This window comes from Novosphingobium kunmingense, from assembly GCF_002813245.1.
Classification (GTDB): Bacteria; Pseudomonadota; Alphaproteobacteria; order Sphingomonadales; family Sphingomonadaceae; genus Novosphingobium; species Novosphingobium kunmingense.
The window spans coordinates 408,774-423,559 of the sequence record NZ_PHUF01000003.1 but is presented as its reverse complement, the minus strand read 5'-3'; the positions used below and the strand labels follow the sequence as shown (position 1 = coordinate 423,559).

At 64.3% G+C, this 14,786-nt stretch carries 13 protein-coding genes; 11 read left to right on the top strand and 2 right to left on the bottom strand.

All coding sequences use genetic code 11. The features are described 5' to 3' along the window. Positions 1-52 precede the first annotated feature (52 nt). From B0I00_RS08060 to B0I00_RS08025, 10 genes are all read left to right on the top strand, one after another. The gene (locus B0I00_RS08060) at positions 53-1,180 is read left to right on the top strand and encodes an ABC transporter substrate-binding protein (protein ID WP_100866866.1); all 1,128 of its coding nucleotides are present in this window, start codon (positions 53-55) and stop codon (positions 1,178-1,180) included. 10 nt (positions 1,181-1,190) lie between these two features. Next, the gene (locus tag B0I00_RS08055; RefSeq protein WP_100866865.1) at positions 1,191-2,096 is read left to right on the top strand and encodes an ABC transporter permease; all 906 of its coding nucleotides are present in this window, start codon (positions 1,191-1,193) and stop codon (positions 2,094-2,096) included. Between the two features lie 2 nt (positions 2,097-2,098). Further along, on the top strand, positions 2,099-2,944 hold the full coding sequence (locus tag B0I00_RS08050; protein ID WP_100866864.1) for an ABC transporter permease: 846 nt from the start codon (positions 2,099-2,101) through the stop codon (positions 2,942-2,944). Continuing rightward, complete coding sequence (locus B0I00_RS08045; RefSeq protein ID WP_100867160.1) at positions 2,944-4,074, top strand: ABC transporter ATP-binding protein; 1,131 nt, start codon at positions 2,944-2,946, stop codon at positions 4,072-4,074. The genes B0I00_RS08050 and B0I00_RS08045 overlap by 1 nt, the downstream gene beginning before the upstream one ends. Before the next feature lie 5 nt (positions 4,075-4,079). Beyond that, complete coding sequence (locus B0I00_RS08040) at positions 4,080-4,820, top strand: gamma-glutamyl-gamma-aminobutyrate hydrolase family protein (RefSeq protein ID WP_100866863.1); 741 nt, start codon at positions 4,080-4,082, stop codon at positions 4,818-4,820. A 457-nt stretch (positions 4,821-5,277) separates the two neighbouring features. After that, on the top strand, positions 5,278-5,493 hold the full coding sequence (locus B0I00_RS08035) for a hypothetical protein (RefSeq protein ID WP_100866862.1): 216 nt from the start codon (positions 5,278-5,280) through the stop codon (positions 5,491-5,493). 184 nt (positions 5,494-5,677) lie between these two features. After that, positions 5,678-5,914, top strand: a complete 237-nt coding sequence (locus B0I00_RS17020; RefSeq protein WP_157812502.1) for a DUF2384 domain-containing protein — start codon at positions 5,678-5,680, stop codon at positions 5,912-5,914. Positions 5,915-6,097: 183 nt separating this feature from the next. After that, positions 6,098-6,415, top strand: coding sequence for a hypothetical protein (locus B0I00_RS08030; RefSeq protein WP_198519176.1), 318 nt, complete (start codon positions 6,098-6,100; stop codon positions 6,413-6,415). Between the two features lie 82 nt (positions 6,416-6,497). Continuing rightward, positions 6,498-6,647: a hypothetical protein gene (locus B0I00_RS17170; RefSeq protein WP_198519175.1), complete on the top strand. Its 150-nt coding sequence runs from the start codon at positions 6,498-6,500 to the stop codon at positions 6,645-6,647. A 58-nt stretch (positions 6,648-6,705) separates the two neighbouring features. Next, entirely contained in the window at positions 6,706-8,085 is a 1,380-nt protein-coding gene (locus tag B0I00_RS08025; protein ID WP_100866860.1) for an aspartate aminotransferase family protein, read from the top strand. Here B0I00_RS08025 and B0I00_RS08020 read toward each other — a convergent pair. Continuing rightward, positions 8,082-9,893 carry an MFS transporter gene (locus B0I00_RS08020; RefSeq protein ID WP_100866859.1) on the bottom strand — a complete coding sequence of 604 codons (1,812 nt, stop codon included), beginning with the start codon at positions 9,891-9,893 and terminating at the stop codon, positions 8,082-8,084. The two genes, B0I00_RS08025 and B0I00_RS08020, sit on opposite strands and share 4 nt — an antisense overlap. Positions 9,894-10,013: 120 nt before the next feature. Here B0I00_RS08020 and acs point away from each other — a divergent pair, with 120 nt between their 5' ends. Beyond that, entirely contained in the window at positions 10,014-11,954 is a 1,941-nt protein-coding gene (gene acs, locus B0I00_RS08015; RefSeq protein ID WP_100866858.1) for an acetate--CoA ligase, read from the top strand. 43 nt (positions 11,955-11,997) lie between these two features. On the opposite strand, the gene B0I00_RS08010 is transcribed toward acs, so the two are convergent. After that, on the bottom strand, positions 11,998-14,754 hold the full coding sequence (locus B0I00_RS08010) for a M10 family metallopeptidase C-terminal domain-containing protein (RefSeq protein ID WP_100866857.1): 2,757 nt from the start codon (positions 14,752-14,754) through the stop codon (positions 11,998-12,000). Positions 14,755-14,786 lie beyond the last annotated feature (32 nt).

Genomic DNA, 14,786 nt, shown 5'->3' with positions numbered 1-14,786 from the left:
ATCAAACGCGCGTAGCATCATGTCGCAGTGCAACATGGCGAAGGGGTGAGTCATGACCGTGATCAGAAGCAACAGCAGCAACCTTCGCATGGGGCGGCGTTCGCTGCTCCAGTCGCTCGGCGCCGCTGCGGTCGGGATCAGTTTCGCGGGCCTCGCCGGTTGCGGGAAAAAGGAGGAAAGCGCGGGCGGCGGCAAGATCGCACCTACGGGTGAAGAGCCCAAGCTGAACTTCTACAACTGGGACACCTATATCGGCGAAACCACGCTAGGCGACTTCAAGGGCGCCAGCGGGATCGACGTCAACATGACGCTGTTTGCATCCAACGACGAACTGTTCGCCAAACTGCGCGCAGGCAATCCCGGCTATGACGTGATCGTCCCGTCGAACGACTTCGTCGAACGCATGGTCGCCGCCGACATGCTGGTCGCGCTCGACCAGGCAGCGATCCCCAACGTGAAGAACATCGACGCCAGCTTCATGGACGTCGCCTACGATCCAGGCCGCAAGTATTCGATGCCCTACACCTGGCTGACGCTGGGCATCGGTTATCGCAAGTCCAAGGTGAAGGCCAAGCCCGACAGCTGGAAGGTCCTGTTCGACAGCGACGAATACAAGGGCCGCATCGCCGTGCTGTCCGAAGCGGGCGACATGTTCCGCCTCTACGGCAAGTACCTGGGCAAGTCGGTCAACTCGCTGACCCCGGCCGACGTCAAGTCGATCGAGGCGATGATGGTGAAGCAGAAGCCCTTCATCAAAGCCTTCCACGAAGACAACGGCCAGGACCTGCTATTGAAGGGCGAAGTCGACCTGGTGCTCGAATACAACGGCGACATCGCCCAGATCATGGCCGAGGACGACGACATCGACTTCGTCCTGCCCAAGGAAGGCAGCCAGCTGAACTCCGACACGCTGTGCATCCCGAAAGGCGCGCCGCACCCCAAGAACGCGCACGCCTTCATCAACTACTTGCTCGACGCCGAAGTGGACAAGAAGATCACCGAAACGATCCTCTATCCCACCCCCAATGCGGCAGCGAAGGCGCTGATGCCGGACGATTACAAGAACAACCCGGTGATCTTCCCGCCGGCAGACCAACTCGCCAAGTGCGAATACGCCACCTACCGGCCCGACATGCAGCCGCTGTACGAAGAAGCCTTCACCCGCGTCCGCGCGAGCTGATCGCAACTTCGTGTCGCTGGAGAACTGGCAGGAGCACAAGCGCCCCTTCGCGGCCATCGCGGGGGCGCCGCTCACCTGGCTGCTGGTCTTCTTTCTCGTGCCGATGGCAATCGTCTGGCTCTACAGCTTCGGCCAGAACGCCGGGCCGGCCGATATCGCGATCACCGGCACGCTCGACAACTACAAGCGCGCGACCGAGTGGCTGTACCTGTCGATCTTCTTCAAGAGCCTGGCCGTCGCTGCGCTGGTCACCCTGATCTGCCTGATCGTCGGATTTCCGGTCGCGATGGCGATCACCTTTGCGAGCGACAAGTGGCGACCGTGGCTGCTGCTCGGCGTCATGCTGCCGTTCTGGACCAACCTCTTGATCCGCACCTATGCGCTGATGATGGTGCTGGGCGGCAACGGCTATGCCAACAAGGCGCTCGGCGCATTGTGGGGCGGGGCAAGCTGGCTCCGGACCCTGGTCGGGCTCCAGCTGCTCGATGCGTGGAGCCCGGTGCAGCTGCTCTACAACAACTTCGCGGTGGTGCTGGGGCTGGTCTATGTCCACCTGCCCTTCATGGTCCTGCCGCTCTATTCCGCGCTCGACCGGCTCGACCGCTCGCTGATCGAAGCCAGCCTTGACCTTGGCGCGGGGCATCTGCGGACGCTGTGGACGATCGTCATGCCGCTGGCCGCGCCGGGGATCTTCGCCGGGATCATGATCACCCTGATCCCCGCCTTGGGCGCCTATCTGACCCCCGACCTGATGGGCGGCACCGAAAGCCAGATGATCGCCAACGTCATCGAACGCCAGTTCAAGCGCGCCAACGACTGGCCCTTCGGCGCGGCGCTGTCGTTCCTGCTGATCTACGCCATGTTCATCCTGATCGCGCTGCAATCGCTGCGCGGCCGCAAGCCGGCGGAGGCGTGACGATGGCCCTGCTCGGAAGGCGGCGCCCTGTCGCCCCGCTTGAGTATACGCGCAAGACCTGGATGCGGCTGTGGATCGCGGGCGTGATGCTGTTTCTCTACGCCCCGCTGATCGTGCTGATGGTGTTCAGCTTCAACGATTCCAAGCGCAACGTCGTGTGGAAGGGCTTCACGCTCAAGTACTACGAGAAGGCGCTCAACAACGAAGGCCTGATCGAGGCGCTGGTCAATTCGCTGACCATCGCCGCTTTGGCGACAGTGTTCAGCGTGATCCTTGGCGCGATGGCCGGGCTGATGCTGTGGCGCTTCCGCTTTCCCTTCAAGGGCTCGGTCGAGGGGGCGCTGTCGCTGCCGATCATCGTGCCCGAAATCTGCATGGGCGTCGCCATGCTGATCTTCTTTGCCAAGATCGACTGGCCGGTCGGCCTGCCCTGGCCGCTCAACCTGTCGGCGATCACCATCGCCCACATCACCTTCTGCTTCCCCTTCGTCGCGCTTGTGGTGCGCAGCCGCATGGCCAGCTTCAACCGCGAGCAGGAAGAAGCCGCCAAGGACCTTGGCGCCGGTGAATGGCAGACCTTCCGCGACGTCCTCCTGCCGCACATGAAGCCGGGTCTGGTGGCAGGCGCGCTGCTGGCCTTCACCCTGAGCCTCGACGATTTCGTGATCACCTTCTTCACCAGCGGACCCGATACCGTGACCTTCCCGGTCAAGGTCTATTCGATGGTGCGCTTCTCGGTCACGCCCGAGGTCAACGCCGCCTCGACCATTCTCATCATCCTGACCATCGCCCTAACCGCCCTTGCCTTGAAACTGCAGGGCGTGAAGGCCATCGCGGACGCCCATTGATGCCCGATACTGCCCAGCCGATCATCCAGATCCGCAACGTCACCAAGCGCTTCGGCAAGGTCGCCGCGGTCGACAACGTCAGTCTGGATATCCTGGCGGGCGAGTTCTTCTGCCTGCTCGGCCCCTCGGGCTGCGGCAAGACCACGCTGCTGCGCATGATCGCCGGGTTCGAACTGCCGACCGAAGGGCAGATCCTGATCGACGGACAGGACATGGCCGGCATTCCGCCCAACCGCCGCCCGGTCAACATGGTGTTCCAGTCCTATGCCGTGTTCCCGCACATGAGCGTTGCGGACAACGTCGGCTACGGCCTCAAGATCGCAGGCGTCGGCAGGGCCGAGCGCGACGAGCGGGTGCGCGAGGCGCTCAGCCTCGTCAGCCTTGGGGGGTTCGAGGACCGCAAGCCCGACCAGATGTCGGGCGGCCAGCGCCAGCGCGTGGCACTTGCCCGCAGCCTGGTCATGCGGCCCAAGGTGCTGCTGCTCGACGAGCCGCTTTCGGCGCTCGACGCCAAGCTGCGCGCGCAGATGCAGTTCGAACTGAGCGAGCTTCAGGACAAGGTCGGGATCACCTTCGTCACCGTGACCCACGACCAGGATGAGGCGCTGTCGATGGCCAGCCGCGTCGCGGTGATGAACAAGGGCGAAGTCGCGCAGCTGGCCCCGCCGTCCGACCTCTACGAGTTTCCGTCCAACCGCTTCGTCGCCGATTTCGTCGGCTCGGTGAATATCTTCGAAGGCAAGCTGATCCTTGACGAACCGGGCCGGGCCGCAGTCGATTGTCCGGGCATGGGCAAGATCTTCCTCAACCACGGGGTGACCGGTCCGCACGGCGCCGACGTCTGGGTCGCGCTGCGGCCCGAGAAAATCTACCTGCACGTTCCGGGTGAGGGCAAGGCGATCCGCGCCGCCGGGCAGGACGCGCCCGAGGGCTACAACCTGGCCCGCGGGCAGATCAAGGGGATGAGCTATCTGGGCGACATCACCCTTTACGAAATCAAGCTGGACGGCGGGGCGATGATCCGCGTGTCGCGCCCCAATCTGTCGCGCCGCGATCAGGAGCATTTCACCTGGGATGACCGCGTGTCGATGCACTGGCGCGCCGACAGCCCGGTCGTGCTGCTCAACTGACGCGCATGGCTGCCCGCCCTGTCCTTGGCGTCATCGCCTGCACGCGGCAGGTCGGCACCGAGCCTGCGCAGGCGGTGATGGAACGCTATATCCGCGCGGCGATGCGCCACGCCGATGTTGCCGCGCTGATCGTGCCATCGCTGCCCGACCTGATGAGCGCCGCCGAAGTGGCCGACCGGCTCGACGGTATCCTGCTCACCGGCAGCCCGTCCAACGTCGCGCCCGGCCGCTATGACGACACCGACGGCGACGGCCCGTTCGATTTGGGCCGAGACGAAATCGCACTCAGCCTTGTCAGCCAGATGATCGAGCGCGCGCGGCCCGTGTTCGGCATCTGCCGCGGCTTTCAGGAAATCAACGTCGCGCTGGGCGGCACACTGCGCCGCGACACTTCGGCCAGCGAAGAACTGATCCGCCACCATGCGCCCGATGGCGCGGCCTTCGATGCCATGTTCGATCACCTCCATCCCGTGCACATGAGCCAAGGCGGCGTGATTGCCCGCGCGCTGGGCAAGAGCGACGCGGTGGTCAATTCGGTGCACTACCAGGGCATCGGCACCCTCGCTCCGGGCCTCACGGTCGAAGCCACCGCGCCCGACGGGCTGGTCGAAGCCTACTCCTCCCGCCCGAACGGCGCGCCGCTTGTCGCGGTGCAATGGCACCCCGAGTGGGACGCCGACACCAACCCCGACAGCGCCGCCTATTTCCACCTGCTGGGCCGCGCATTGCGCGGGGAAGCCGAGTGAGTTGACGTTTGGTGGCTGGGATCATTTCGATCCTAATGGTCGTCCGCTTAGGCCGGCGAAGTCAAAACAGCTGAATGACTGCTTTGGCGGGGGAAGCTGACTTTCGCGCGTCTATCGCAACTAGTTTGCTGGGCGGCCATCGGACTGGCGATATAGAACGCAACGCGGATGTAAGGGATTGCGCTCGACTTAGGAGCGCATTGAAACCTGCATCATCAGCGGTTACCTCATCAACCGCTGCCAAAGGTCGTAGCGGCGGGCACACTCATCGCGAGGAATATACCCGGGTGAAGCGCATTCAAGAGGCCGCCGACAGCAAGTCGGGTTAGCGCCAGTCCTTTCGCTGTCCTTGTACGGGGCGCGGTCATCCCTATATAGACCTAATCGCAGTGGCATCTTTTCTTGAGCGCCCGCGACTGAGAGACTCTGGGCTCCCGCTTGCAGCAGGAGCAAATCAATGTCTCACCCCTCTACCGACACCGCCGCTATTATCAGGACTGAGTCTTGGGAGAACGAAGGCGGCAGCATTCCGGATGCTGAGTTAGCCGAAAGGCTCGGGGTCATCCGTCATGTGACGGAAACCTACTCTGTTGGCGGCTTCCGTTACACGAGCCTAACCGACGCGATCGCGCAGGCGCGCCGGATGACCAAGCTGGAACGCGAGCTGTCATGACCGCACGCTACAAATCGAGGCCCGACTACCTGGGCTTTTTTCTGCCGCTCGGTGCGATGGCGACCATGATATGGTACCTAGTCAGTTGAGCGCCCCCGCAAACCTGCTTCTGGAAGCATCTGACCGCGAAGACAGGCAAACGCCTCCTGCAGCCCACTGGCGCAGGCGAAGAAACGCCGTGCGAATGCCTCCCGACGAAGCGGCGCGGCAAGGTAACATTGCAACCCTGGCGTTTCAGATCCTTGGCAAGGACGCGGCAATTGTCTTCCTGAACACCGAACACTCCGGGCTGGGCGGACGCCCGATCGCACTAGCGACTCAAAGCAAAGCTGGTGAGGCGATCGTGAGAGTGGAGCTGGCGCGGCTTGCACCAGCTCAATCTGACCACACCACGCTGAACGGCCGCCCCGACGGCGGCTGACATCAAGGAGATAAGACATGGCCAAGGGTCAACGAAAATCGAATAGGGAAGTTCGCAAACCCAAGGCTGAGAAGCCCAAGACGAATGCGTCGCAGCCCAGCCAGAAACCGGGCAGCGTAAAGGGGCTGGAGACCATCCGCAATTCCTAGGTCATGCGGCCGGACCGTGGATCAGGTGAATGTGATGGCTATCAGGACGACCCGCACACAGGTAACATTCAATGCACCGTTCGCGCTGCCCGAGCTTGACGGCGTTCAACCTGGCGGAACTTACGACGTCGAAACCGATGAAGAGGCGTTCGAAGGAAACGAACGCACCGTCTTTGTGCGTATTGCCACTCTGCTCCGCGTTCGCTCGTCGGGTTCGACGAGCACAGTCACCATCAATCCCGCGGGACTTCAGGCGGCGCTCGATCGCGACGCGGCATCATCCCTGATCGCAGGTGAAGCCATCCCGCCACACGCAAAACTAACCCCGCGCACCAACCTTCCCCTTTCCTAACCCTGCAGACGTTGGCACAGTACTGCCCGTGACCGCGCCCCTTCGCCTTGCCCTGAGATGCGCAAATCCGGGACGCCCCTCCGTGCATCCCATCCCGGCACCGGCGCAGGCGTTTTTTCTTCGCCTGCACCCTGTCAGGTTTGTGAACTTCCAGCGCGCAAGGTCACACAAGGTGACGCTGCGCGTTACCCGCACCAACCGTTTTCTGGCCCGGATCGGCTTTTCTCCCTGACGCGCGGCGCGGCGCCTTGCGCCCGTCACCGCACCTGTCAGACCAAGGGAGAAACCCCATGCCCCGCAATTACGATATCGCCGAACTCAAGCGCCTCGACGTGGCGCACCACCTGCCTGCCCAGCAGGATTACAAGCTGATCGAGGACATGGGCGGCAGCCGCATCGTGACCCATGCCGAAGGCTGCTACATCCACGATGGCGACGGCAACCGCATCCTGGATGGCATGGCCGGGCTGTGGTGCGTCAACGTCGGCTATGGCCGCAAGGAACTGGCCGACGTCGCTTACGAGCAGATGATGGAACTGCCGTTCTACAACACCTTCTTCAAGACGGTTACGCCGCCCACGGTCATGCTCGCCGCCAAGATCGCGAGCCTGACCGGCGGCAAGCTGCAGCACGTGTTCTTCAACGCCTCGGGCTCCGAAGCCAACGACACCGTGTTTCGCATGGTGCGGCACTACTGGAAGCTGAAGGGCGAGCCAAAGCGCACGGTCTTCATCAGCCGCTGGAACGCCTATCACGGCAGCACCGTCGCGGGGGTCAGCCTGGGGGGCATGAAGGGAATGCACGCGCAGGGCGACCTTCCCATCCCCGGCGTCGAGCACGTGCGCCAGCCCTACTGGTTCGGCGAGGGCTTCGGCACGGACCCGGTCCAGTTTGGCAAGGATTGCGCCGCCGCGATCGAAGAGCGCATCCTGGAGGTCGGCCCGGAAAACGTTGCCGCCTTCATCGGCGAGCCGGTCCAGGGCGCGGGCGGCGTGATCATCCCGCCGCCGGGGTACTGGCAGGCGGTCGAGGCGATCTGCCGCAAGTACGGCATCCTGCTGGTGGCGGACGAGGTGATCTGCGGCTTTGGCCGCACCGGCGAATGGTTCGGCCACCAGACGCTGGGCTTCACTCCCGATATCGTGCCGATGGCCAAGGGGCTGTCGTCGGGCTACCTGCCGATCAGCGCCAACGCGGTGTCGGGTGACATCGTCGAGGTGCTCAAGACCGGCGGCGATTTCGTCCACGGCTTCACCTATTCGGGCCACCCGGTCTGTGCCGCGGTCGCCCTGCGCAATATCGAGATCATGGAGCGCGAGGGCCTCTGCGACCGCGTGAAGAACGATGTCGGCCCCTATCTGGCCGAAGCGCTCAAGCGGCTCGACGGGCATCCTTTGGTCGGCGAGACGCGCTCGATCGGCCTCCTCGGTGCAGTGGAGATCGTGGCTGAACCCGGCACCAACAAGAGGTGGGGCGGCGCCGAGGGCAACGCCGGGCCGGTGGTGCGCGACCTGTGCATCGAGAACGGCCTGATGGTCCGCGGGATCCGCGACACCATCGTCATGTGCCCGCCGCTGATCATCGAGCGCAGCCAGATCGACGACATGGTGGCGATGATCGCCAGATCGCTGGACGAGGCGCTGCCTGTGCTGCGGGCGATGACCTTCTAGTCGTCGATCCGGCGGCGGAAGGTTTCGGGCAGGAACAGCAATCCGATCACCACCGTCGCCGCCGCGATCACCACCGGATACCACAGCCCGTAATAGATATCGCCCTTGGCCGCGACCATGGCGAAGGCGGTGGTCGGCAGGAACCCGCCGAACCAGCCGTTGGCGATGTGGTAGGGCAGCGACATCGAGGTGTAGCGGATCCGGCTGGGGAACAGCTCGACCAGCATGGCCGCAATCGGGCCGTAGACCATGGTCACCAGCAGGACGAGGTAGAACAGGATCGCGATCGCCCGCAGCTTGTCGATCCGCGCGGTGTCGGCGAAGAACACCAGTGCGGGGGCCTTGGGATCCCTGGCCGCGGCGGGGTTTGGCCTGACGGGGTATCCCGCGTCCTTGAGCGCCGTTGTCATCGCGCCGCCGAAGGCCTTGATCGCCTGGTCGCGCTCGGCGCCGCTGACCTGCGCCGGATCGGGCACGGCAATCACCCTGCCGCCAACGCTGACCGAGGCGACGGTTCCAGCCGGCGCTTCGCGGTTGACGTAGTTGAGGCCGTTGCGCGCGAAATAGGCCTTGGCGATGTCGCAGCTCGTGCTGTCGAACTTGTTGCGGCCGACCGGATCGAACTGGAACGAGCAGTCCAGCGGCGCGGCGGTGACTGTCACCGGGTTGCGTTGGGTGGCGGCGTTGAGCGCCGGGTTGGTCGCCTCGGACAGCAGGTGGAAGGCGGGGAAATAGGTCAGCGCGGCCAGCGCGCAGCCGCCAAGGATGATGAACTTGCGCCCGATCCGGTCCGACAGCCAGCCCCAGAAGACGAAGAACGGGGTGCCGAGCAGCAGCGCCGTGGCGATCAGCACGTTGGTGGTCGCGCCATCGACCTTCATGGTCTTTTCGAGGAAGAACTGCGCGTAGAACTGTCCGCCGTACCATACCACCGCCTGGCCCATGCCGGCGCCGAACAGGCAGATCAGCACGAAGCGCAGGTTGCTCCACCGCCCGAAGGCTTCGGTCAGCGGGGCCTTGCTGGTCGTCCCTTCGTCCCTCATCCGTTGGTAGACCGGGCTTTCGTTGAGCTGCATCCGGATCCACAGCGATACGGCGAGCAGCACGATCGAGATGAGGAACGGCACCCGCCAGCCCCAGGCGGCAAAGGCTTCCTCGCCCATCGCGGTGCGGAAGCCGAGCACGACCAGCAGCGCCGCGAACAGGCCGAAGGTCGCGGTGATCTGGATGAAGCTGGTGTAGAGGCCGCGCCGGTTGTCGGGCGCGTGTTCGGCCACATAGGTGGCCGCGCCGCCATATTCGCCGCCCAGCGCCAGCCCCTGGACAATGCGCAGCAGCACCAGGATGATAGGCGAGGCGACACCCCAGCTTTCGTAGCCCGGCAAGAGACCGACGACGAAGGTCGATACGCCCATCAGGCCCATGGTCACGAGGAAGGTGTTCTTGCGTCCGACCAGGTCGCCGATCCGCCCGAAGATGATTGCGCCGAAGGGCCGCACGGCAAACCCCGCGGCAAAGGCGCCGAGGGCGAGAATGAAGCCGGTCGTCTCGTTCACGCCGGCGAAGAACACCTTGGAAATGAACGTCGCGAGAAGGCCGTAGAGGTAGAAATCGTACCATTCGAACACGGTGCCGAGCGACGACGCGGCGATGACCAGCTTCTCGTTCTGCCCCGTACCGTTCGCGCTTGTTGATGCGGCGTCCTGGTTGGCCAAATCCCGTCCCCTTGCCCCTGTGTCGTGGCTGAGGGTTAGCCCGATGCGGCCGGCCCTGCCAAGGGGGCCGAAGGGATCATCGTGGGCCGGCATGCGAAACGCTCGATGCGTCTTGCATGGTGACGACCTGTGGTGGCAAGAGCCGCATCGCCGCCCATTCGCGCGGCATGGTCAGATAGGCGGCGCCGCGACGCTGCGAGAGGAGTTTCCGGCATGAGCGAGGCCGTCTATCCCGTGCCCGAGGAATGGGCCCGGACCGCCCTGGTCGACGAGGCTCGTTATGCCGAAATGTACCGCCGATCGGTCGAAGACAGCGACGCCTTCTGGCGCGAGGAAGCGGCGCGGCTCGACTGGATCAAGCCCTTCACCACGGTCCAGGAAACGAGCTTCGACGAGGCCGATTTCGGAATCCGCTGGTTCGGCGACGGGACGCTCAACCTCGCGGCCAATGCGCTCGACCGGCACCTGGCAGAACGCGGTGATACCGTTGCGATCATCTGGGAACCGGACAGCCCGGACGAACCCGCCCGCCGCATCACCTATCGCGAGTTGCACGCCGATGTCTGCCGCTTTGCCAACCTTCTGAAAGCGCGCGGGGTCAGGAAGGGCGACCGGGTCACGATCTACCTGCCGATGGTGCCCGAAGCGGCGGTGGCGATGCTCGCCTGCGCGCGGATCGGCGCGATCCATTCGGTCGTCTTCGGCGGGTTCAGCCCGGATTCGCTGGCCAGCCGCATCGAGGACTGCGACAGCACCGTTGTCCTGACTGCTGACGAAGGGCTGCGCGGCGGCAAGGCCGTGCCGCTGAAGGCCAATGTCGATGTCGCGCTCGCCAAGCTGCCTTCGGTGCACACCGTCGTCGTACTGAAGCGGACCGGTGGCGCGGTCACGATGCAGGACGGCCGCGACATCGACTGGCACCAGGACGTCTCCGCGCAGAGCGACGATTGCACGGCCGAGGAGATGGGCGCGGAAGACCCGTTGTTCATCCTCTACACCTCGGGCTCGACCGGGAAGCCCAAGGGGGTGCTGCACACCACCGGCGGCTATGGGCTGTGGGCCTCGATGACCCATCGCTACGTCTTCGATTACCGCCCGGGCCAGATCTACTGGTGCACCGCCGATGTCGGTTGGGTGACCGGGCACAGCTACATCGTCTACGGCCCGCTGATGAACGGCGCGACCACGCTGATGTTCGAAGGGGTGCCCAACTACCCCGATCCTAGCCGCTTCTGGCAGGTCATCGACAAGCACCAGGTGGAAATCTTCTACACCGCGCCCACGGCGCTGCGCGCGCTGATGCGCGAGGGTGACGACTATGTCACCCGCACCAGCCGCAAGAGCCTGCGCCTGCTCGGCTCGGTCGGCGAACCGATCAACCCCGAAGCCTGGGAATGGTATCACCGCGTCGTCGGCGAACGGCGCTGCCCGATCGTGGACACCTGGTGGCAGACCGAAACCGGCGCGACGCTGATCAGCCCGCTGCCGGGGGCAACCCCGCTCAAGCCCGGTTCGGCGAGCAAGCCGATGTTCGGGGTCAAGCCGATGCTTGTCACCAGCGAAGGCGTGCCGATCGAGGGCGCGGGCGAAGGCTGCCTGGTCATCACCGATTCCTGGCCCGGGCAGATGCGCACCGTCTGGGGCGATCACGAGCGCTTCTTCCAGACCTATTTCAGCACATTCAAGGGGCTCTATTTCACCGGCGACGGTTGCCGCCGCGACGAGGACGGCTATTACTGGATAACCGGCCGGATCGACGACGTGATCAACGTCTCGGGGCACCGCATGGGCACCGCCGAAATCGAGAGCGCGCTGGTCGCCCACGCCAAGGTGGCCGAAGCCGCCGTGGTCGGGATGCCGCACGCGATCAAGGGTCAGGGCATATACGCCTTCGTCACCACCAACGCGGACGTCCACCCGGACGATGCGCTGCGCAAGGAACTGGTGCAGTGGGTTCGCCAGGAGATCGGCCCGATTGCCACGCCCGACGTGATCCAGTTCGCCCCCGGCCTGCCCAAGACCCGGTCGGGCAAGATCATGCGCCGCATCCTCAGGAAGATCGGCGAGAACGACGTCGGCAATCTTGGCGACACCTCGACGCTGGCCGATCCGGGCGTGGTCGATCATCTGCTCGAGAACCGGCCCGGCGGCTGAGCGGTAAGGCATGGGCCAGGCGCAATGCCTGCCCTTCTCGCGCTCAGCCGAAGATGAAGTCGGCTGCGGTAAGGGTGCTGAGCTGCACGTCCTGCAGCACCACGAAGTTGCCGCCGCCCAGATCGATCGCGCCGTCCGTCCCGTTCTGGTGGAACGAGTTCTGGGCCTGGGCGAAAGATGACAGCGACCCGATCAGCTGGATCCGGTCCTCGCCCCGGCGGAAATCGCCGATCACGTCCTGGCCGCTCGCGCCATCGAAGACGAAGGTGTCGGCACCGGCTTCGCCGAACAGCACATCGTTTCCGCCCTTGCCGTTGATCGTGTCGTTGCCGGCCCCGCCCAGCAGGTAATTGGCCGATGAATTGCCGGTCAGGCCGTTGGCCAGTGCATTGCCAACCCCGAACGGTGTGGCGCCAGCCAGGACCAGATTCTCCACGTTGTCATAGAGATAGAAACCTGCGCCGGTGATATCGGCGATCACGTTGTCGCTGCCTTCGCCGATCTGCTCGAAGATCAGGTCGGCCGGCGTATCGACGTAGAAGGTATCGTTGCCAAGGTTGCCATACATCCGGTCGTAGTCGCCCAGTCCGCTGTCGCCGCGGATCGTATCGTCGCCGCTGCCGCCGACCAGAATGTCGGTATCGAAGCTCGCGCCGCCGATCAGCGTGTCGCTGCCGTCCTCGCCATAGAGCTCGTCGGCCTGGTCGCCGCCATCGAGCGTGTCGTTGCCGGTCCCACCGGCCAGGTAATCGATCCCGGTTTCGCCGAACAGGTTGTCGTTGCCAGCTTCGCCGAACAGCGAATCGCGCGCCCCGCCACCACGCAGATCGTCGTTGCCGATCCCGCCGAGCATCAGGTTTTCAGCGCCGTTGCCGGTCATCAGGTTGTCGAGCTCGTTGCCCACGCCGAAGATCACGGACGAGCCCAGCAGGACCAGCCGCTCGATATTCGCGAACAAGTAGTAACTGGCGCTTGTCTCGACCGTGTCGGTACCCTCGCCCGCGTTCTCGAACACCAGTTCGGCCTGGGCGTCGACCACGAAGGTATCGTTGCCCAGGCCGCCGTAGAACCGGTCGATACCGCCACCACCCTCGAGCCGGTTGGCGGCTGCGTTACCGATCAGGACGTCGGCCCCTGCCCCGCCTACTGCGTTCTCGATGATCGTGCCGCGCGCGATCGCCATGTTGCCGACCCGCCCGCCGACGTCGGAAAACGTCTCGGGATTGAGGTTGATGCGGGCGTTGGATGCATATCCCGAGAAATTGACCGTGTCGGTTCCGCCGTTGTCGATGATGGTGAAGGACACCGCGGTCTGCCCGGCAACGGCGTCGAACACCGCGCGCCCGGTGTTGTTGCCGACGCCATAGACCGTATCGCCGGTGCGGGTCAGCGCATGACTGCCGTAAAGACGCGCAACCGCAATCAGATCGGCCAGCATCGGCGTGACCGAATACTGCGTGGTGAAACCCAGACTGGCGAAATAGGTGTTCTCGCTCTCGCTGAAGTAGCTCATGACCGTGGTCGCCCAGGCGTCGTTCTGGTAAGTGGCGTCCACGGCGTAATTGGCATCGCCATTGTAATTGCCGCCATGGCCAAGACCGAGGGCATGGCCGATCTCGTGGACGTAGGTCTGCAGCGAATAGCTGCGCAGCGTGGTCCCGTAGTCCGTCAGCCAAGCGGTCGACACGTTGACCGACGCGCTGCGAATGATCCCGGTGCTGCTGAGGATGAACGACGACGATGCCCCTGCCTCGTTGTCATCGAACACGATCTGGCCGCCGGTCGCCACTTCCGAGAAGCGTATCCCGGTTGCGTCGCTCCACAGCGCGAGGGCCTCGCGGGCGAGGAACTGGCCATCGGCCGTCAACGCCGTCAGGTTGACGGTCAGCGTGCCTCCCGGCGCGACGTTGAAGTGCCGCGGCGAGCCGTTCCAGTAGGTTGTCGTCAGTTGGGTCGCGATCTCGTCGTTGGTGTAGACCGGAAGGGCCGGCGCGATGGCCGCGCTGAGCTGGTAGGTGCCGGTTGCGTTGTTGGCGGTTTCGCCGACGTCGACGTAATAGGTTCCGCTGGTGGTCGGCGTGAACCGGATGCTTGAAAAGGTGCCTTCAGCGTTGTCGTTGAACGCCATGGCCGTCCCGTCGCTCCCGCGCACCATGATGGTGCTGTCGATCCCTGCGCCGGCTCCTGCCGCGGTCGCAAAGACATAGGACTGCCCGGCGACAAGCTGCACCGCGTACCAGTCGTGATCCCCCTGGCTGTCGATCTGGCCGTTGACCGCACCGCCAACCGCTATCGATGCGGTGGTGGCCCGGCTCGACGCGATCGCATCGCCGGTCGGGCCGACCATGGTCACGAAGAATTCGCCGACATCGGCATCGAAGCCGCTTACGTCGACGAAGTACGTGCCCGAGGCGCTCGGCGTATAGAGGATTTCGGAGAAGGTCTGGTGGTACCGGCCCGAGATAGCATCGTCGTTTTCGACCAGCACGGTGCCGTTCGCGTCGCGCAGGGTCATGAAGCTGTCAATCATGGTGGAAAGCAGCACGGTCGAAAAGACATAGGTCTGACCCGCCGTCAGGGTGACACGATACCAGTCGTGGTCAGTGCCATTGTCGATCACCCCCGTAACGCTGCCGCCGGGTGACAAGGTTGCGGTTGTGCCCACATCTGCCGTCACGGTATCGAGCGTCGCCGCATAGGTCGCAAGGTCATAACCGCTCTGAAAGAGGGTGCCGCCGTATGACGGATCTTCCGATTCGCCAGGCGAAGCGGACAACGCATTCTCGATTTCCAACCCCATACCCACGACCCTATCGTTGTGCCGCCGCTTCT

Coding starts and splice junctions, on each gene's coding strand:
- B0I00_RS08060 (WP_100866866.1), top strand. CDS start 53: ATGACCGTGATCAGAAGCAACAGCAGCAACCTTCGCATGGGGCGGCGT.
- B0I00_RS08050 (WP_100866864.1), top strand. CDS start 2,099: ATGGCCCTGCTCGGAAGGCGGCGCCCTGTCGCCCCGCTTGAGTATACG.
- B0I00_RS08045 (WP_100867160.1), top strand. CDS start 2,944: ATGCCCGATACTGCCCAGCCGATCATCCAGATCCGCAACGTCACCAAG.
- B0I00_RS08040 (WP_100866863.1), top strand. CDS start 4,080: ATGGCTGCCCGCCCTGTCCTTGGCGTCATCGCCTGCACGCGGCAGGTC.
- B0I00_RS08035 (WP_100866862.1), top strand. CDS start 5,278: ATGTCTCACCCCTCTACCGACACCGCCGCTATTATCAGGACTGAGTCT.
- B0I00_RS17020 (WP_157812502.1), top strand. CDS start 5,678: ATGCCTCCCGACGAAGCGGCGCGGCAAGGTAACATTGCAACCCTGGCG.
- B0I00_RS08030 (WP_198519176.1), top strand. CDS start 6,098: ATGGCTATCAGGACGACCCGCACACAGGTAACATTCAATGCACCGTTC.
- B0I00_RS08025 (WP_100866860.1), top strand. CDS start 6,706: ATGCCCCGCAATTACGATATCGCCGAACTCAAGCGCCTCGACGTGGCG.
- B0I00_RS08020 (WP_100866859.1), bottom strand. CDS start 9,893: ATGCCGGCCCACGATGATCCCTTCGGCCCCCTTGGCAGGGCCGGCCGC.
- acs (WP_100866858.1), top strand. CDS start 10,014: ATGAGCGAGGCCGTCTATCCCGTGCCCGAGGAATGGGCCCGGACCGCC.
- B0I00_RS08010 (WP_100866857.1), bottom strand. CDS start 14,754: ATGGGGTTGGAAATCGAGAATGCGTTGTCCGCTTCGCCTGGCGAATCG.